Origin of the sequence: Pantoea sp. Seng (assembly GCF_009829935.1) — a bacterium.
Classification (GTDB): domain Bacteria; phylum Pseudomonadota; class Gammaproteobacteria; order Enterobacterales; family Enterobacteriaceae; genus Pantoea; species Pantoea communis.
Genome location: NZ_SZZV01000007.1, coordinates 41869 through 60599 on the forward strand (window position 1 = coordinate 41869; position 18731 = coordinate 60599).

Sequence of the window (18731 nt, forward strand, 5' to 3'; positions counted from 1 at the left end):
CGATTGCGGCCTGTTTTGTTAGAGATGTCCGATTTCCTGGGGGGTGGGAGTGAGGCTGGTCAGACGCAGCGAGCGCGGGCCAATATTCGGTTTGCTCATTTCAACGTCGCGCAATGGCTGCCATTGCTGTTGTGCATCAATCTCCCACAGGCATAAGCGCTCAGTGCCCGGAGATAGCGCGCACGACCACACTAGCATCGGCTCAGCATCACAGACCGCCTGAATATCCGGAAACACGCTGGAGCGCAGACGGCCGGCAGCAGGGTGCAACTGCAGCGAACCGGCACCGTTCTCACTTTCACCGGTTAATTTGAGGATGCTCTGGCGCAGCGTCCAGATTTGCGTCACCGCTTCCATAAAATCCTGCTGCGCGTTGATCCACGCTTTCTCACCCGATGAGAGATCCTGCGTGAGCGTGTCCTGCGTCTGACGGCTGTGGGCGCGGACAATCTCCATATCCAACCCCGCACGTCCGCCTTCTTCCGCCAGCAGCACACCGACCATATTACCGGCGTACGCAATGCTGAAGTCAGGGAGGTTGGGATCGGCAAAGCAAGGGCGTCCGCTGCTGGTGGTGATGAGCGGCGGCAGTTCACGAATGCCATAGACGCGCAGCATCAGCTGAGCCAGCAATTCGCGTGCGGCGAGAAAACGGCTACGGCGCTTGTCAGGGAAGCGCTCGGCGCTGTTAATCACATCCTGTGGAACCCGAAACAGCTCTGAAGAGAGCGGCGAGTTACCCATCCAACGTACAAAATGACTAGCCATCTGTCGCTCCGTGAAAATGGTCAGATAATCATCAGCGCTATTGTAGGAATTTTCTCAGAGGTTTGCATCCGGCATAACATGGAATGACCAAAAATCAGATAAGACCGAAGCGGCGGCTAATCCCAACAGTTGAATTTGCATATAACGCTTTTGCTGATTTTGCGCGGATAGGGTGCCGTAAAGTCTGAGGTAGTGTAGGATTTGGGCAACCAAAAGCACATCTAAGTGCGTGAACAATCCACCTCAAGATAATCGTGCCCATCGCAGCAGCATGCACGTCGGAGTTTTTTTATGTCAGTAACTTCACTTACTCGCCAGGAATCAATCTCACTTGATGAATTTCGTCATGGTATGCGCCGCCTGACCGCAGGCGTTTCTTTAGTGACCACTGAGTTTCAGGGCGAAAAGCTGGGTCTGATTGCGACCTCCGTTAGCTCACTGGCTGCCGAGCCGCCAAGCTTGCTGGTGTGTGTTAACCGTAGTGCATCCAGCCACGACGCATTTGTGAATGCTGGCCATTTCGCTGTAAACGTCTTGCGAGAACAGCATGACGATTTATGCGCGCAGTTCAGTCAGTCTGCACGTCGCGCAGAACGCTTCCAGAGCGGTGAGTGGCAAACGCTGAACACCGGTGCACCGGTGCTGGCTGATGCATTGGTGAGTTTTGACTGCCAGCTGGAGAAAGTGGTGGAGTGGAATACGCACAGCGTGCTGCTGGCGCGCATCGTTGGCATTTCACTGCCAGGTGAAGCGGCGGAGCCGATGGTCTATTTCAACAGCGGTTTTCACTCGCTGGGTTAATGTGAGTGACAGGCGTCGCGCAATGCCCGACGCCTGGAATCAATCAGGCAAATTTGCAGGCTTCATCAAAGCCGAGACGCGGTAAACGCGCATGCAGTTTGCTGGCTTCGCCATAGCCCAGATTAATCAGTAAATTCACCTGCCATTTGCTTTCGCTAAAGAAGGCTTCATTGACTTTTGACGGGTCAAAACCGGACATCGGGCCGGCATCCAGCCCCAGCGAACGCGCCGCCAGAATTAAATATCCTGCCTGCAGGCTGCTATTGCGGAAAGCCGTCTCTTTAGCCAAATCCGGGCTGCTGGTGAACCAGCTACGCGCATCACCGTGCGGGAAGAGTTTGGGCAGCGCTTCATAGAACTCAGGATCCCACGCCACGATCACCGTTGCCGGTGCTGCCATGGTTTTGTCCACGTTGCCGGAGGAGAGCGCAGGTTTCAGCTTCTCTTTGCCTTCCTGCGAAGTGACAAACACGAACCGTCCTGGTGAACAGTTGGCTGAAGTCGGGCCGAGCGCGGTCAGGCTATAGAGTTGCTGCAGCACTTCGTGAGAAATCGGTTTGTCCTGCCAGTAGCTGTGGGTGCGAGCGTCATTGAACAGCGCGTTCAGCGCCACGCTGTCGAGCGGTGTACTCATGTTTCTCTCCTGTTCAGGCAGCAACTTGCGCCTAATGTTTAGCACGAATCGTGGGTGAGGCCGATACGCTTTAGCACGGGCCAGCGATCGTTATACTGCAAAGGAGAGGGGGTGCCAAATAACAAAGACGCATGTTTCCCCCAACCAAACAATGATGGGGGAAACAGGGTAAAGATTACTTACCAATACAGAAGCTGGAGAAAATCCTGCCGAGCAGGTCGTCGGAGGTGAACTCACCGGTGATCTCGCTCAGTGCTTGCTGCGCCAGACGCAACTCTTCCGCCAGCAGTTCACCGGCCCATGCACCCAGCAGCTGGTCTTTGCCCTGCTGTAAGTGAGTGGCAGCTAACTCCAGCGCCTGCAGATGGCGTCGGCGTGCCAGGAAGCCACCTTCCATATTGCCAGAGAAGCCCATGCTCTGTTTCAGATGGTCGCGCAGTGCATCCACGCCTTCCCCCGTCCGCGCAGAGAGACGAATCAGTGAGTGATCATTCACTTCTGTCAGACCCAGCACTTCCCCGGTCATATCGGCTTTGTTACGCACCACAGTAATCGGCAGTTGTGCCGGTAAACGTGCCACGAAATCGGGCCAGATTGCGGCCGCTTCGGTGGCGTCGGTGGTGGTGCCATCCACCATAAACAGCACGCGATCGGCTTGCTCGATTTCCTGCCAGGCGCGTTCAATTCCAATTCGCTCAACTTCATCACTGGCTTCACGCAGCCCCGCAGTATCGATGATGTGCAGCGGCATGCCGTCGATATGAATATGCTCACGCAGCACGTCACGCGTGGTGCCAGCGATATCGGTAACAATCGCGGCTTCACGACCGGCGAGGGCATTCAGCAAGCTGGATTTACCGGCATTAGGACGACCAGCAATCACCACTTTCATTCCTTCGCGCAGCAGGCTGCCCTGACGCGCTTCGGCGCGCACGTTATCAAGATCGCCGATCACCGCATTAAGCTGACCTTCGATTTTGCCGTCAGACAGAAAGTCGATCTCCTCATCCGGGAAGTCGATAGCGGCCTCCACGTAGATGCGCAGGTGAGTGAGTGCTTCCACGAGTGTATTGATGCGCAGGGAAAATGCGCCTTGCAGCGAATTCACGGCGGAACGCGCGGCCTGCTCTGAACTGGCGTCGATCAGGTCGGCGATCGCTTCCGCCTGCGCCAGATCGAGTTTGTCGTTGAGGAACGCACGTTCGGAGAATTCACCCGGCTGAGCGATGCGTACACCCGACAGCGCCACGATGCGTTTCAGCAGCAGATCCAGAATCACCGGGCCGCCGTGACCCTGAAGCTCCAGCACATCTTCGCCGGTGAAAGAGTGGGGGCCTGGAAACCACAGCGCAATCCCCTGATCCAGCACGCTGCCATCCGCATCGCTAAATGGCAAGTAGTCGGCATAACGCGGTTTCGGCAATTTGCCGAGCACGGCTTGCGCGACGTCAGCGGCTTTGGCGCCGGAAATACGCAGAATGCCGACGCCGCCACGGCCGGGAGGTGTCGCCTGGGCAACGATAGTATCGCTGTGGCTCATGATTCTCTCTCTTACCCGTCATACTTCAAGCTGCAGCGGCGTTGGCTGCGCTCGAATTATTCAGGGTACAAATTTTGAAAAAAAACAGGGCGACATAAATGCCGCCCCTTGAGTATACGCTGCTGCTGTTGCAGTCAGACGTTACGCTTTCTTCTTGTCGCGGCTGTGCAGACCACGTTTTTCCAGCCCGCGATAAATCAGCTGCTGCTGGAGGATGGTCACCAGGTTACTGACGATGTAGTACAGCACCAGACCCGCAGGGAACCACAGGAAGAACACGGTAAAGATAACCGGCATGTAGGTCATGATCTTCTGCTGCATCGGATCGGTCACGGTGGTCGGTGACATCTTCTGGATGAAGAACATGGTGATACCCATGATAACCGGCAGAATGTAGTACGGATCCTGCGCGGAAAGGTCATGAATCCACAGAATGAACGGTGCATGACGCAGTTCAATCGAACCTGACAGCATGTAGTACAAGGCCAGGAAGATAGGCATCTGGATAACCAGCGGCAAGCAGCCACCCAGCGGGTTCACTTTCTCTGCTTTGTACAGCGCCATCATTTCCTGGCTCTGCTTCTGCTTGTCATCGCCCAGACGCTCACGCATTGCCTGAATCTTCGGCTGCAGCATGCGCATCTTCGCCATGGAGGTGTACTGCGCTTTGGTCAGCGGGTACATGATGCCACGAACGATGAAGGTGATAACGATAATCGAGAAGCCCCAGTTACCGATAAAGCTGTGCAGGAACTTCAGCAGCTTAAACAGTGGCTGAGAGATGAACCACAACCAACCGTAATCTACAGTCAGATCCAGGTGAGGCGCGATAGCGGCCATCTTGTCCTGGATTTCTGGCCCCAACCACAGGGTCGCGCCCAGGTCTTGCTGTGCGCCTGCTGCCACGGTCACCGGTGAAGATTTATAACCGATTGCCGCAACGCCGTTACCGAGGTTGCTGGTGTAAAGGGTGTTGTTACCCTGAGTACGTGGCACCCAGGCGGTAGCGAAGTACTGCTGCAGCATCGCCACCCAACCATTGCTGGTGGTGGCGTTCAGGTTCTCGTTATCCGCGATGGTATCGAATTTGTATTTTTCGTATTTCGCTTCGCTGGTCGAGTACGCTGCGCCACGGAAGGTGTGCAGGGCAAAGTTGTTGCTGCCGGTATCACGATGCTTCGGCAGATCAATGGTCTGCTTCAACTGACCGAACATCGACACTTCCAGCGGCTGCTGCGAGGCGTTATTGATGTTGTAGTCAACGTTAACCGCGAAGTCGCCACGCTTGAACACGAAGGTTTTGGTATAAACCACACCTTTTTCATCGGTCCAGGTCAGTGGTACACGCAGCTCGGTCTGGCCATCGGCCATCTCGAAGTGATCCTGAGTGGTGGTGAACAGCGGACGAGCGCCATTGTTCGGGTTATCCGGGCCATTACGACCGGTTAAGCCACTTTGCGCCTGATAAACGAAGGCGGGGGTGGTTTCCAGCAACTGGAACGGTGCGTCTGAACCCAGTTTGTCCGGGTAAGTCAGCAGCTGTGCCTGCTCAATATCGCCACCGCGAGTATTGATGCTGAGTGACAGGACATCAGTCTTAACGGTGATCGTTTGGCCCTGACCGCTAGCCGGCACGCCGGAAGAGGCGGCATCACCCGCTGCGCTGCTTGTGTTCTGCGTGGTCTGAGTCTGCTGTGGCTGCGGAGCGTGGTCCGTCTGCCAGGCTTGCCAGATCATAAAAGACACGAACAGAAAAGCGATGAGAAAGAGATTGCGTTGCGAATCCATCGTTAATGTTCTCTGGTATCAAAGGTTTTTGGCGGCACAGGATCGTCACCACCCGGGTTCAAAGGGTGGCATTTTAATACGCGTTTTATCGTCAACCAACTACCTTTTACGACGCCGAAACGGCGTAATGCCTCAATCCCATACTGCGAGCAGGTGGGATGGAACCGACAATGAGGTCCAAGTAGTGGGCTGATGGCGCGTTGATAAACGCGTATCAGGGCGATCAGGAGCCGCGAGCCAGGCGACAGTGACGACGCCATAATTTCTCCAACGCTTCCGTTAACGCACGGTTATCGAGGTCAGCAATCCCCTTTTTCGCCACGATGACAAAATCCATCGCAGGCAGCTCATGTTGGCGCAGACGAAAGCTTTCGCGGGTCAATCGCTTGATCCGGTTGCGTTCATGGGCGCGTTTCACATGCTTTTTGGCGACGGTAAGACCGATGCGGGGATGCCCCAGCGAGTTAAGGCGGCCGAGGATGGTGATTTGCGGCGTACCGGCTCTTTGTGGCTGCTGGAAGACGAAAGTGAAATGAGTGGGAGTTAACAAACGTAACTCCCTGGGAAATGCGAGCTTAACCACGAGGGTTAGCTTTATTACTTAGAAACGGTCAAACGAGCACGGCCTTTAGCACGACGACGTGCCAGAACCTGACGACCATTTTTTGTTGCCATACGAGCACGGAAACCGTGTGAACGGTTGCGCTTCAGTACGGACGGTTGAAAAGTGCGTTTCATGGCGATTTCTACCTAAACTTGAAAATTTTCACTGGGTGACGCGTTTTCGGGCCAGTAAATCGACCTACGCCTCAATGTGTCTTTAATAAAGAGGCGGGATTGTAATAATTGTACAGTCCAGAGTCAATTTACTTCGCAGTTCGCGGCACCTGGAAACCAGATACAGCCCGCTGATTCCGGGCATCAAGGCTTCACGCAATAATGCCGGGTGGGGAATTATACGGGCTATAGGGTAAAGCGCAAGGATCGCGCAGGATCTTCTTGCGATCAATTTGCAGATTTATTGCGCGGAAACGAGAGGCGACCAGAAAAATTGCCTCTTTCAGCAAGATCACCGCTCGCTTTTTCCACAGAAAGCGTAAACTCATTAGCGCTTCACTAGCCTGTGGATAAATTGGATCAAAACTGTGTAGAAAGGGAAGATCTCTGTGCCGCTTTGCGCTATGATCCGCCCTTCCGCTGACGATCCTCACTGCGATCGTTAGGGATGACTACCGCGGATAGCGGTCGCAGGCGCTTTCTGATCGCCTGTGTCAAAAAAGACAGTTTCTATTATTAGCGCCTGAAATTCTTATCGATTTTGTACGAGTGGAGTCCGCCGTGTCACTTACGCTTTGGCAACAGTGTCTTGCCCGTTTGCAGGATGAGCTTCCTGCCACCGAATTCAGCATGTGGATTCGTCCGCTGCAAGCTGAATTAAACGACAATACGCTGACCTTGTATGCACCAAATCGGTTTGTACTCGACTGGGTTCGGGATAAATATCTCAATAGTATTAATGGGCTGCTGAATGAATTCTGCGGTCCGAATGTGCCTTTGCTGCGTTTTGAAGTGGGCACGCGCCCGGCTGCGCAGGTTGCAACCAGCCAGCCAGCCATGGCGGCTTACAGCACCCCTGCTCCTGTTGAAAACCGTCCTGCTCCGGCGCAAATCTTGCGTCCAAGCTGGGACTCAGTGCCCGCCCCGGCGGATGTCACCTACCGCTCAAATGTGAATAACCGCCATAACTTCGATAACTTCGTTGAAGGTAAATCTAACCAACTGGCGCGCGCGGCGGCACGTCAGGTGGCGGATAACCCTGGTGGCGCTTACAACCCGCTCTTCCTTTATGGCGGAACCGGTTTAGGTAAAACTCACCTGTTACATGCAGTGGGAAATGGCATTATTGCGCGCAAGCCGAATGCCAAAGTGGTTTACATGCACTCAGAACGTTTTGTGCAGGACATGGTAAAAGCGCTGCAGAACAACGCCATTGAAGAATTTAAGCGTTATTACCGCTCCGTCGATGCACTGTTGATCGATGACATTCAGTTCTTTGCCAATAAAGAGCGCTCGCAGGAAGAGTTTTTCCATACCTTTAACGCCCTGCTGGAAGGCAATCAGCAGATCATTTTGACCTCGGATCGCTATCCTAAAGAGATCAATGGTGTTGAAGATCGCCTGAAGTCGCGCTTTGGCTGGGGATTAACCGTCGCGATCGAGCCGCCTGAGCTGGAAACGCGTGTGGCGATCCTGATGAAGAAAGCGGATGAAAACGATATCCGCCTGCCGGGAGAAGTCGCCTTCTTTATTGCCAAGCGTCTGCGCTCCAATGTGCGTGAGTTGGAAGGTGCGCTGAACCGCGTCATCGCCAATGCCAACTTTACCGGCCGCGCGATCACCATCGATTTCGTGCGCGAAGCGCTGCGGGATTTGCTGGCGCTGCAGGAAAAGCTGGTCACCATCGATAACATCCAGAAAACGGTGGCCGAATACTACAAGATCAAAGTCGCGGATTTACTGTCGAAGCGCCGTTCGCGCTCGGTGGCACGTCCGCGTCAGATGGCAATGGCAATGGCGAAAGAGTTGACCAACCATAGCCTGCCGGAAATTGGCGATGCGTTTGGTGGCCGCGATCATACCACCGTGCTCCATGCCTGCCGTAAAATTGAGCAGTTGCGTGAAGAGAGCCACGACATCAAAGAAGATTTCTCTAACCTCATTCGAACATTATCTTCCTGACGCATATGAAATTTATTGTAGAACGTGAGCAGTTGCTGAAACCACTGCAACAGGTTAGCGGCCCGCTTGGTGGACGCCCGACCTTACCGATCCTCGGAAATTTACTGTTGCAGGTGAGTGAAGGCGTACTGCGTCTGACCGGCACCGATTTGGAAATGGAGATGGTGGCCCGCGTTGCATTAACGCAGCCCCACGAGCCCGGTGCGACCACCGTGCCCGCGCGTAAATTCCTCGATATCTGTCGCGGTTTGCCAGAGGGGGCGGAAATTAGCCTGACGCTGGAAGGTGACAGAATGCTGGTGCGTTCTGGCCGTAGCCGTTTTTCCTTATCGACGCTGCCCGCCACTGACTTCCCTAATCTGGATGACTGGCAGAGCGAGGTGGAATTCACCTTGCCGCAGGCCACGCTGAAACGTCTGATCGAAGCGACCCAGTTCTCAATGGCGCATCAGGATGTGCGTTACTACCTCAACGGCATGCTGTTTGAGACTGAAGGTGAAGAGTTACGCACCGTCGCTACTGATGGTCACCGTCTGGCAGTCTGCTCCATGCCGATTGGCCAGGCGTTGCCTAACCATTCGGTGATCGTGCCACGTAAAGGCGTGATTGAATTAGTCCGTCTGCTGGATGGCGGCGAGACTCCGCTGCAGGTGCAGATCGGCAGCAGCAACATTCGCGCGCACGTTGGTGACTTCATCTTCACCTCTAAGCTTGTTGATGGACGTTTCCCTGATTATCGCCGCGTATTGCCGAAGAACCCGGATAAAGCGCTGGAGGCCGGTTGCGATCTGCTGAAGCAGGCGTTTGCCCGTGCAGCGATTCTCTCGAATGAGAAGTTCCGCGGTGTTCGTATCTATATCACCGAAAATCAGCTCAAGATCACCGCCAATAACCCTGAACAGGAAGAAGCGGAAGAGATGCTGGATGTGTCGTATAGCGGCACTGAACTGGAGATCGGCTTTAACGTGAGTTACGTGTTAGATGTGCTGAATGCGCTGAAATGCGAAAACGTGCGTTTGCTGCTGACCGATTCGGTTTCGAGTGTGCAAATTGAAGACGTTGCCAGCCCAGCGGCGGCATACGTCGTCATGCCAATGCGCTTGTGATTTTATAGCGGGCTAACTTACTCGCTATTTTGCCCCCGGGCAGTGCTCGTCCCTGGTCACATACTTCAGTATGCTCCCAGGGACTGCGCGCTGGCCGTGAGCAAACGAGCTTCGCCGTTAACGCCCTCGATGGCAGGGTTAGGTGAAAACCACTTCTTAATGCGCAGCTGGATTCGTTCATGGCTTTAACCCGCCTCCTGATTAAAGATTTCCGCAACATCGAGCAGGCCGATCTCACGCTGGCACCAGGCTTTAATTTCCTCGTGGGTGCTAACGGCAGCGGTAAAACCAGCGTGCTGGAGGCTATCTACACCCTCGGACATGGCCGCGCATTTCGCAGTTTGCAGGCTGGACGCGTCATTCGTCACGATCAGGATGCGTTTGTCCTGCACGGACGAATTGAAGGCAGTGAGCGCGAATTGGCCGTGGGGCTGACCAAAAATCGCGCCGGTGATAGCAAAGTGCGCATCGACGGCAGTGACGGTCATAAAGTGGCGGAGCTGGCGCAATTGCTGCCGATGCAGTTGATCACGCCGGAAGGGTTTACTTTGCTCAACGGCGGCCCCAAATACCGTAGAGCCTATATTGATTGGGGATGCTTTCACTCCGCACCCGGTTTCTTCAATGCCTGGAATAATCTACGGCGTCTGATGAAACAGCGTAACGCCGCGCTGAGACAAGTTTCGCGTTACAGCCAAATTCGCCCGTGGGATCAGGAACTGGTGCCGCTGGCCGAACAGATTAGCCAGTGGCGAGCCGAGTACAGTGCGGCGATCTCGAAAGAGATCATCGCTACCTGCAGTCAATTTTTACCAGAGTTTGAGTTGTCGTTTTCGTTTCAGCGCGGCTGGGATAAAGAGAGCGACTTTGCCGAACTGCTGGAACGTAATTTCGAGCGCGATCGCGCGCTCACCTATACCGCCAGCGGCCCGCACAAAGCGGATTTTCGCATCCGTGCGGAAGGCACGCCGGTGGAAGATTTACTCTCACGCGGTCAATTAAAGCTGCTGATGTGTGCTCTGCGTTTAGCGCAGGGCGAGTATCTGACTCGCAGCAGCGGACGTCGCTGTTTGTACCTGATTGATGACTTTGCCTCGGAGCTGGACGATTCGCGTCGTCGGTTGCTGGCCGAGCGCCTGAAAGCCACGCAGGCTCAGGTATTTGTCAGCGCCATTGGTGTCGAACATGTAATCGACATGAGTGACGAAAAGGGCAAGATGTTCCGCGTGGAACAGGGTAAAATAGCGGTTCAACCTGAAGATTAAATGAGCGAGAAACGTTGATGTCGAATTCTTATGACTCCTCAAGTATCAAAGTCCTTAAAGGGCTTGATGCGGTACGCAAACGCCCGGGTATGTATATCGGTGATACCGATGACGGCACCGGTCTGCATCACATGGTATTCGAGGTCGTGGATAACGCAATCGACGAAGCGCTCGCGGGTCACTGTAGTGACATCGTCGTCACCATCCATGCGGACAATTCTGTGTCTGTTCAGGATGATGGCCGTGGTATTCCGACCGGCATTCACCCGGAAGAGGGTGTGTCTGCGGCAGAAGTGATCATGACCGTGCTGCACGCCGGCGGCAAATTCGACGATAACTCGTATAAAGTGTCCGGTGGTCTGCACGGCGTGGGCGTGTCAGTGGTTAACGCCCTTTCGCAGAAGCTGGAACTGACCATTCGCCGCGAAGGTAAAGTGCATCAGCAGATTTACCAGCACGGTGTGCCGCAGGCACCGCTGGCGGTATCTGGTGATACTGAAACCACCGGTACACGCGTCCGTTTCTGGCCGAGCTACGAAACCTTCACCAATGTAGTGGAGTTCGAGTATGACATTTTGGCGAAACGCCTGCGTGAACTCTCCTTCCTGAACTCGGGTGTTTCTATCCGTCTGGAAGACAAGCGTGACGGCAAGAGCGACCACTTCCACTACGAAGGCGGCATCAAGGCGTTTGTTGAGTACCTCAACAAGAATAAAACCCCGATTCACCCAACCGTGTTCTATTTCTCTAACGAGAAAGACGGTATTGGTGTGGAAGTCGCGCTGCAGTGGAACGATGGTTTCCAGGAAAACATCTACTGCTTCACCAACAACATTCCACAGCGCGATGGCGGTACGCACCTTGCGGGCTTCCGTGCGGCAATGACGCGTACGCTGAACGCTTATATGGACAAAGAAGGCTACAGCAAAAAAGCCAAAGTCAGCGCCACCGGTGATGATGCGCGTGAAGGCCTGATTGCTGTGGTCTCGGTGAAAGTGCCGGATCCAAAGTTCTCCTCACAGACCAAAGACAAACTGGTCTCTTCTGAGGTGAAATCCGCGGTTGAGCAGCAGATGAACGAACTGCTGAGCGAATACCTGCTGGAAAACCCGTCAGACGCGAAAATCGTGGTTGGCAAAATTATCGATGCCGCGCGTGCACGTGAAGCGGCGCGCCGCGCCCGTGAAATGACCCGTCGTAAAGGCGCGCTGGACTTGGCTGGTCTGCCGGGCAAGCTGGCTGATTGCCAGGAACGTGACCCAGCGCTGTCTGAAATCTACTTAGTGGAAGGGGACTCAGCGGGCGGCTCTGCCAAGCAGGGACGTAACCGTAAGAACCAGGCGATCCTGCCGCTGAAAGGTAAAATCCTCAACGTGGAGAAAGCGCGTTTCGACAAGATGCTCTCCTCTCAGGAAGTGGCGACGCTGATCACCGCACTCGGCTGTGGTATTGGTCGCGACGAATACAACCCGGACAAACTGCGTTATCACAGCATCATCATCATGACCGATGCCGACGTCGATGGCTCGCACATCCGTACGCTGCTGTTGACCTTCTTCTATCGTCAGATGCCGGAAATTGTCGAGCGTGGTCATGTGTATATTGCTCAGCCGCCACTGTACAAAGTGAAGAAAGGCAAGCAGGAACAATACATTAAAGATGACGAAGCGATGGATCAGTACCAGATCGCTATCGCACTGGATGGCGCAACACTGCACACCAACGCCAGCGCACCGGCGCTCGGCGGCCAGCCGCTGGAAAATCTGGTGGGTGATTTCAACAGCACCCAGCGCATGATCAAGCGTATGGAACGTCGCTTCCCAACGGCAATGCTGCGTGGCCTGATCTACCATCCAACCCTCAGCGATCTCAGCAATGAAGCCGCAGTTAAAGGCTGGATTGAAGGTTTAGTCGCATACCTGAGCGAGCGCGAAGCGCACGGCAGCAGCTATATGGCGCACGTACGCACCAACAGCGAACTGAACGTGTTCGAGCCGGTATTGCGTGTGCGTACGCACGGCGTTGATACCGACTATCCGATGGACAGCGAGTTCATTGATGGACCGGAATACCGCAAAATCTGTGGTCTGGGCGAGCAGCTGCGCGGCCTGATCGAAGAAGATGCGTTTATCGAACGTGGCGATCGCCGTCAGCCAGTGACCAGCTTCGAGCAGGCAATTGAGTGGCTGGTGAAAGAGTCGCGCCGTGGTCTGTCAGTCCAGCGCTATAAAGGTCTGGGCGAGATGAACCCAGAGCAGCTGTGGGAAACTACCATGGATCCAGACAGCCGCCGCATGCTGCGCGTCACCATCAAAGACGCCATCGCGGCTGACCAGCTGTTCACCACGCTGATGGGCGATGCGGTTGAACCGCGCCGCGCCTTCATCGAAGAGAACGCGCTGAAAGCCGCTAACATCGATATCTGATGTGAACAAAAAAACCCTTCCATATCTGGAAGGGTTTTTTTAGCTGTTTAAACCCGAATTGTTCTGCCTACGGATCCATCCGGCATTTCAATCAACAAGCTGAGTTTTCCACCCATCGCCTCAATATAACGTTTAATGGTAATCAGGCGTTGATCGGCTCCCGCTTGTTCAATCTGTGTAATACGAGGTTGCTTCACCCCCATCGCTTCAGCTACCGTTTTTTGTGACAGCTCTAACTCCTCGCGCAATAACTGCAATCCGGTTTCCAGGATCAGCTCATCAGCCATTTGCTGAATATCTGCACGTTCAGACGCAGAAAAAGCATCATTCAAAAAGTCTTTAAGGTCAGTCATTTGCTTTACCCTCCAGGGCCGCCAAATGGCAGGCAAAAATCTCATCGGCAAATACAATCATGTGCTGATAAAAATGCTTATCACCCGTTTTATCTCCTGCACATAACACGATAGCTTTACGCTGAATATCGAACGCATAGAACGCGCGTATAGGGCGACCCGCATATTGCACCCTAAGCTCTTTCATATTGTGAAAGCGCGACCCGCTCACCGTGTCCGCGTAGGGACGGGGCAGCATTGGGCCATAATGCTGAAGGTTTAATAACGCTGCAGCGACACGTTTTCTTAAGCCACTATCTTGCTGGAGCAACCATTCCTTAAACGGTTCAGTTAATTGGACCTGCCACATAACGCAATCTCCATATAAGTGATTGCTTATATGAATTTATAAGCAATAGCTTATATAGTCAAGTCGCATCCCGATTGTAAAAGGTCAAGTCGTTAACGTGGAAGCGGCAACACAAACTAACCATGCCGTCCGTTGCCGATTAACTGGTCAATGTGAGCTGAATCGCGCTAGCATTAAACAAACTCTGACTTAACCGAGGATGTTATGGCGATAAAATTGATTGCGATCGATATGGACGGCACGCTGCTCAACCCGCAGCACGAAGTGACGGCGGCGGTGAAATCGGCGATTGGTCGTGCGCGTGATAAAGGCGTATCCATTGTGCTGGCGACCGGTCGTCCGTTGGTGGGCATTGAGCGCTATCTGATGGAACTCGATATGCAGCAGCCCGGCCAGTATTGCATCAGTAACAACGGTGCGCTGGTGCACAGCGCGGATAGCGGCGATGTGGTGGCAGAAAAAACGCTGAGCTTTGATGACTATCTTTATCTGGAACAGCTGGCGCGCGACCTCGGCGTGCATTTCCAGGCATTCGACAAATCTTTCCTCTACACGCCAAATAAAGACATCAGCGAATATACCATCCATGAAGCCAGCCTGACCGGCATTCCGGTTCGCTACCGCGCGGTAGAAGAGATGGACCCGGCCACTCGCTTCCCGAAACTGATGATGATCGACAAGCCACATTTGCTGGATAAAGCGATTGCTGGCCTGCCTGCGCGTGCCCGTGACAGCTACACCATCCTGAAAAGTGCGCCGTACTACCTCGAAATTCTCAATCCACTGGTCAACAAAGGCTACGGCGTGAAAATGCTGGCGGACAAACTCGGCCTGCAGCAGTCGGAAGTGATGGCGATTGGCGATCAGGAAAACGACCTGGCGATGATTGAGTACGCGGGAACCGGCGTGGCGATGGGTAATGCCATTGATTCAGTCAAAAACATTGCGCAGTTCGTGACCAAAACCAATATGGAAGATGGCGTCGCGCATGCCATTGAAGAGCTGGTGCTGTAATCCTTTCTTTTGCGGGCAGCGTGCTGCTGTCCGCCTCTCTGAATTCATTCTGCAAATGTCCATCGGTCGCCATCAATGCCGACACGACGAATGATCGTTACGGTTTCCGTGAAGCAGCTATTCATACTTCATAAATGATGAACCCGCGAACGATCAGTCTCGTTTCCACCCGGTGCGCATTGCTTCACCATGAATGATCACCCAACGAGCGAGCTTCTAAGTTTCTGCCTGGGGCACACTGATCCGTCATAATTGATGCCCCAACTCACACTCAGCTTGATTTAATCGGGTACACATTTATGCGTCGATGAATTGTCTATTATGTGATCCAGATTGTAGTACAACTTGTTTGGTTAGTACTACAATCTGCGTCGTGACGTGAGGTGTCTGTTAGTTTTCACGCGTCGAAAGCAGTAATCTGATGGGCTACCGTCTTTCACTGAATGGAACATCATGACGCAAGAACAATTAAGCAAAACTGAGCGCATCATCCTGACGCTGGGTGAAGAAATTGTAGCAGGGAAGTATGTGCCGGGCGCCGCGTTGCCAGCCGAAGCCGAGTTGTGTGAACGGTTTGGCACCTCGCGAAACATCATCCGCGAAGTATTTCGCTCGCTGATGGCAAAGCGATTGATGGAAATGAAGCGTTACCGTGGCGCCTTTGTCACCCCGCGCAATCAGTGGAATTACCTCGACAGCGATGTCCTGCAATGGGCACTGGCGCACGATCAAGATCCCAGGCTGATTGCCGCCATGAGTGAAGTGCGCGTGCTGGTGGAGCCGCAGATTGCGCGCTGGTCGGCGGAACGCGCGACCTCCAACGATTTGGCGGCGATTGAGCAGGCTTATAACGACATGGTTGCCCATCATCTCGATCGGGAAGCATTCAATGAGGCGGATATCCGCTACCACGAAGCGGTGCTGGCTTCGGTGCACAATCCGGTATTGCAGCAGCTTAATGTGGCGATCAGCCAGTTACAGAAAGCGGTGTTTGCGAAAACCTACATGGCGGATTCCGGCAACATGCCGCGCACCTTAGCCGAACACAAGGCGCTGTTTGATGCCATCCGACATCAGGATGGTGATGCGGCGGAGCAGGCGGCAAAAGCGATGATCGCCAGCTCCACCGCCCGACTCAAGGAGATTATGTGACCAGCTATATCGCGATTGATTGGGGTTCAACCAATCTGCGTGCCTGGCATTATCAGCAGGGTAACTGCGTTGATGAGCGCCGGTCAGAAGCGGGCGTCACGCGTCTTGGCGGACGCACGCCTGCAGAGGTCTTTGCCAGTGTGACAGACGGCTGGCCAGTGAATGATGTGCCGGTGGTGATGGCGGGCATGGTCGGTAGCAATGCAGGCTGGCTTACGGTGCCTTATCTGGCCTGTCCTGTGGCACTGGATCAACTCAGCAGCCGCTTGACCCGCGTTGAAGATAAAGCGTGGATCGTGCCGGGATTGAGCGTCGAACGTGCTGACAACTACAACGTGATGCGCGGTGAAGAGACACAGTTGCTAGGTGCCTCCGCGCTGCAACCCGCTATGCAGTATGTGATGCCTGGCACGCATGCCAAATGGGTGCAGGTGGAGCAGCAGCGTGTGCAGGATTTCCGCACGGTGATGACGGGCGAACTGCATCATCTGCTGCTGAAACAGTCGCTAATCGGTGCGGGTTTACCCGAACAGGAAGAGAATGCCGCCGCTTTCCGTGAGGGCTTAGCGGTCGGCAGCCACGACGCATCGATCCTTTCCCGGCTGTTCGAAGTGCGTGCTTCTCATGTATTGGGCGCACGCGATCGCCGCCATATCAGCGATTTCCTATCCGGCCTGCTGATTGGTCATGAAGTGGCGCTGATGACGCAACACGCGGATCGCCGCCAACCGATCATCATTATTGCCGGGAACGCGCTGGCGCAGCGTTATCAGCAGGCGCTGCAATTTATCGGCATGGATTCAGTCACCCTGGAAGGCGACCGCGCGTTCCAGCATGGAATAAGGAGTATTGCAGATGACCTGGCACACTAAATTGCCATTGATCGCCATCCTGCGTGGCATCACGCCAGACGAGGCCGAAGCGCACGTGGGTGCCCTAATCGAAGCGGGTTTCGATGCCATTGAAATCCCGCTGAATTCCCCGAAATGGGCCAAAAGCATCGGCGCGATGGTGCAGACTTTCGGCGATAAAGCGCTGATCGGTGCGGGCACCGTGTTGCATCCGGCGCAGGTCGATGAACTGGCCACGCTTAACAGCAAGCTGGTGGTGACGCCGAATACCGATGCGGCAGTCATCCGTCAGGCCGTGGCGAAAGGGATGATTGTTGCAGCGGGTTGCGCCACCGCCACCGAAGCCTTTACCGCACTGCAAGCGGGCGCCCAGGCGCTGAAAATCTTCCCATCGTCGGCGTTTGGTCCGGGCTACATCAAGGCCTTGAAAGCGGTGCTGCCGCCGGAAGTGCCGGTGTTTGCGGTGGGCGGCGTGACGCCAGAAAACCTGCATGAATTTTTGGCCGCGGGCTGCATTGGCGCAGGTTTGGGCAGCGATCTCTATCGCGCTGGCCAGCCGCTGTCGCGCACTGTGGAGAAAGCTCGCGCATTTATTGCTGCTTATAAGGATGCTGTACGATGAAAATTACCAAACTGACCACTTATCGCCTGCCGCCGCGCTGGATGTTCCTGAAAATCGAAACCGACGAAGGCATCGTTGGCTGGGGCGAACCGGTGATTGAAGGGCGCGCGCGTAGCGTCGAAGCGGCTGTGCATGAGCTGTCGGAATATCTGATTGGTCAGGACCCGGCACGCATCAACGATTTGTGGCAGGTGATGTATCGCGGTGGATTCTATCGCGGTGGTCCGATTTTGATGAGTGCCATCGCCGGTATCGATCAGGCATTGTGGGATATCAAAGGTAAAGCGCTGGGTGTGCCGGTGTATCAACTGCTTGGCGGTCTGGTGCGTGACAGCATCAAGGCTTACAGCTGGGTGGGGGGCGATCGTCCGGAAGAAGTGGTCGACGGCATCAAGAAACTGCGCAAGATTGGCTTCGACACCTTCAAGCTGAATGGATGCGAAGAGATGGGCATTATCGACAACTCGCGCAAAGTGGATGCAGCGGTGAATACCGTGGCACAGATTCGCGAAGCCTTTGGCAAAGAGATTGAGTTCGGCCTCGATTTCCATGGCCGCGTCAGTGCGCCAATGGCGAAAGTGCTGATCAAAGAGCTGGAGCCTTATCGTCCGCTGTTCATTGAAGAGCCGGTGCTGGCGGAACAGGCGGAATATTATCCGCGTCTGGCGGCGCAAACCCATATTCCGATTGCCGCAGGCGAACGTATGTTCTCGCGCTTCGAGTTCAAACGCGTGCTGGAAGCGGGTGGCCTGGCGATTCTGCAACCGGATCTGTCGCATGCGGGCGGTATCACCGAGTGCTACAAAATTGCCGCGATGGCAGAGTCTTACGATGTAGCGCTGGCACCACACTGTCCGCTCGGCCCAATCGCGCTGGCTGCCTGCCTGCATGTCGATTTCGTTTCACGCAACGCGGTGTTCCAGGAGCAGAGCATGGGCATTCACTATAATCAGGGTGCTGAACTGCTGGATTACGTCATCAATAAAGATGATTTCAAAATGGATGATGGTCACTTCTATCCACTGAATAAACCGGGTCTCGGCGTGGAAATTAACGAAGAGCTGGTGATTGAAAGAAGTAAGAATGCACCAGACTGGCGTAATCCATTATGGCGTTTCCCAGACGGAACGGTCGCTGAGTGGTAATACCCGTCATACTTTAAGTTGCAGATGCGTTGGCTGTGCTCATTCATCCCAATAACTGAATTGAGTTAGCTTCAGGGATTCATCTCATTGCTGCCCTACTGCACTTCGAATGATTTAGGGTAAACGAATTTATAAAACATTTTAGATAAAGATATGCCGGTGAAATAAGGCATAGGGC

Annotated in this window: 20 protein-coding genes; 10 read left to right on the forward strand and 10 right to left on the reverse strand. The window is 54.3% G+C overall.

Annotated elements, in window-relative coordinates; translation table 11 throughout:
- Positions 1-18: 18 nt before the first annotated feature.
- Positions 19-768, reverse strand: a complete 750-nt coding sequence (locus FD737_RS08885; protein WP_097118425.1) for a 4'-phosphopantetheinyl transferase superfamily protein — start codon at positions 766-768, stop codon at positions 19-21.
- A 291-nt stretch (positions 769-1059) separates the two neighbouring features.
- Here FD737_RS08885 and FD737_RS08890 point away from each other — a divergent pair, with 291 nt between their 5' ends.
- The gene (locus FD737_RS08890) at positions 1060-1569 is read left to right on the forward strand and encodes a flavin reductase family protein (protein ID WP_034830017.1); all 510 of its coding nucleotides are present in this window, start codon (positions 1060-1062) and stop codon (positions 1567-1569) included.
- Positions 1570-1612: 43 nt separating this feature from the next.
- On the opposite strand, the gene FD737_RS08895 is transcribed toward FD737_RS08890, so the two are convergent.
- The 7 genes from FD737_RS08895 to FD737_RS23685 form a co-directional block, all read right to left on the reverse strand.
- Positions 1613-2203: a malonic semialdehyde reductase gene (locus FD737_RS08895; RefSeq protein WP_160833306.1), complete on the reverse strand. Its 591-nt coding sequence runs from the start codon at positions 2201-2203 to the stop codon at positions 1613-1615.
- A 175-nt stretch (positions 2204-2378) separates the two neighbouring features.
- Positions 2379-3743 (reverse strand): tRNA uridine-5-carboxymethylaminomethyl(34) synthesis GTPase MnmE, encoded by a 1365-nt coding sequence (mnmE, locus tag FD737_RS08900; protein WP_034830015.1) that lies wholly within the window; start codon positions 3741-3743, stop codon positions 2379-2381.
- 141 nt (positions 3744-3884) lie between these two features.
- Positions 3885-5531, reverse strand: a complete 1647-nt coding sequence (gene yidC, locus FD737_RS08905; RefSeq protein WP_038643953.1) for a membrane protein insertase YidC — start codon at positions 5529-5531, stop codon at positions 3885-3887.
- Positions 5532-5533: 2 nt separating this feature from the next.
- Positions 5534-5791: a membrane protein insertion efficiency factor YidD gene (yidD, locus tag FD737_RS08910; RefSeq protein ID WP_007893564.1), complete on the reverse strand. Its 258-nt coding sequence runs from the start codon at positions 5789-5791 to the stop codon at positions 5534-5536.
- On the reverse strand, positions 5755-6114 hold the full coding sequence (gene rnpA / locus FD737_RS08915) for a ribonuclease P protein component (RefSeq protein WP_034830013.1): 360 nt from the start codon (positions 6112-6114) through the stop codon (positions 5755-5757). Before rnpA ends, yidD begins: the two co-directional genes overlap by 37 nt.
- A 14-nt stretch (positions 6115-6128) precedes the next feature.
- A complete protein-coding gene (gene rpmH, locus FD737_RS08920; RefSeq protein WP_000831330.1) occupies positions 6129-6269 on the reverse strand; it encodes a 50S ribosomal protein L34 in 141 nt (46 codons plus the stop codon).
- 191 nt (positions 6270-6460) lie between these two features.
- Positions 6461-6637 carry a hypothetical protein gene (locus FD737_RS23685; protein WP_166933364.1) on the reverse strand — a complete coding sequence of 59 codons (177 nt, stop codon included), beginning with the start codon at positions 6635-6637 and terminating at the stop codon, positions 6461-6463.
- Between the two features lie 232 nt (positions 6638-6869).
- Here FD737_RS23685 and dnaA point away from each other — a divergent pair, with 232 nt between their 5' ends.
- From dnaA to gyrB, 4 genes are all read left to right on the forward strand, one after another.
- Positions 6870-8270: a chromosomal replication initiator protein DnaA gene (gene dnaA, locus FD737_RS08925; protein WP_097118427.1), complete on the forward strand. Its 1401-nt coding sequence runs from the start codon at positions 6870-6872 to the stop codon at positions 8268-8270.
- 5 nt (positions 8271-8275) lie between these two features.
- Positions 8276-9376 (forward strand): DNA polymerase III subunit beta, encoded by a 1101-nt coding sequence (gene dnaN / locus FD737_RS08930; protein WP_034830010.1) that lies wholly within the window; start codon positions 8276-8278, stop codon positions 9374-9376.
- A gap of 179 nt (positions 9377-9555) precedes the next feature.
- On the forward strand, positions 9556-10641 hold the full coding sequence (gene recF / locus FD737_RS08935; RefSeq protein ID WP_034830004.1) for a DNA replication/repair protein RecF: 1086 nt from the start codon (positions 9556-9558) through the stop codon (positions 10639-10641).
- Positions 10642-10658: 17 nt separating this feature from the next.
- Complete coding sequence (gyrB, locus tag FD737_RS08940) at positions 10659-13067, forward strand: DNA topoisomerase (ATP-hydrolyzing) subunit B (protein WP_034830003.1); 2409 nt, start codon at positions 10659-10661, stop codon at positions 13065-13067.
- A 47-nt stretch (positions 13068-13114) separates the two neighbouring features.
- Here the strand turns inward: gyrB and FD737_RS08945 are convergent, their stop codons facing one another.
- Together FD737_RS08945 and FD737_RS08950 are read right to left on the reverse strand one after the other, a co-directional pair.
- A complete protein-coding gene (locus FD737_RS08945; protein WP_038643950.1) occupies positions 13115-13420 on the reverse strand; it encodes a helix-turn-helix domain-containing protein in 306 nt (101 codons plus the stop codon).
- Positions 13413-13769: a type II toxin-antitoxin system RelE/ParE family toxin gene (locus FD737_RS08950; RefSeq protein WP_097118428.1), complete on the reverse strand. Its 357-nt coding sequence runs from the start codon at positions 13767-13769 to the stop codon at positions 13413-13415. The genes FD737_RS08945 and FD737_RS08950 overlap by 8 nt, the downstream gene beginning before the upstream one ends.
- Positions 13770-13973: 204 nt before the next feature.
- On the opposite strand from FD737_RS08950, the gene yidA reads away from it, so the two are divergent.
- From yidA to dgoD, 5 genes are all read left to right on the forward strand, one after another.
- Entirely contained in the window at positions 13974-14783 is an 810-nt protein-coding gene (yidA, locus tag FD737_RS08955) for a sugar-phosphatase (protein ID WP_034830000.1), read from the forward strand.
- A gap of 453 nt (positions 14784-15236) precedes the next feature.
- Positions 15237-15935 (forward strand): FadR/GntR family transcriptional regulator, encoded by a 699-nt coding sequence (locus FD737_RS08960; RefSeq protein ID WP_034829999.1) that lies wholly within the window; start codon positions 15237-15239, stop codon positions 15933-15935.
- Positions 15932-16807, forward strand: coding sequence for a 2-dehydro-3-deoxygalactonokinase (locus FD737_RS08965; RefSeq protein WP_097118429.1), 876 nt, complete (start codon positions 15932-15934; stop codon positions 16805-16807). The genes FD737_RS08960 and FD737_RS08965 overlap by 4 nt, the downstream gene beginning before the upstream one ends.
- Positions 16791-17408, forward strand: a complete 618-nt coding sequence (locus FD737_RS08970) for a 2-dehydro-3-deoxy-6-phosphogalactonate aldolase (RefSeq protein WP_160833307.1) — start codon at positions 16791-16793, stop codon at positions 17406-17408. Before FD737_RS08965 ends, FD737_RS08970 begins: the two co-directional genes overlap by 17 nt.
- Positions 17405-18553 carry a galactonate dehydratase gene (gene dgoD, locus FD737_RS08975; RefSeq protein WP_034829995.1) on the forward strand — a complete coding sequence of 383 codons (1149 nt, stop codon included), beginning with the start codon at positions 17405-17407 and terminating at the stop codon, positions 18551-18553. Before FD737_RS08970 ends, dgoD begins: the two co-directional genes overlap by 4 nt.
- The last annotated feature ends 178 nt before the right edge of the window (positions 18554-18731 follow it).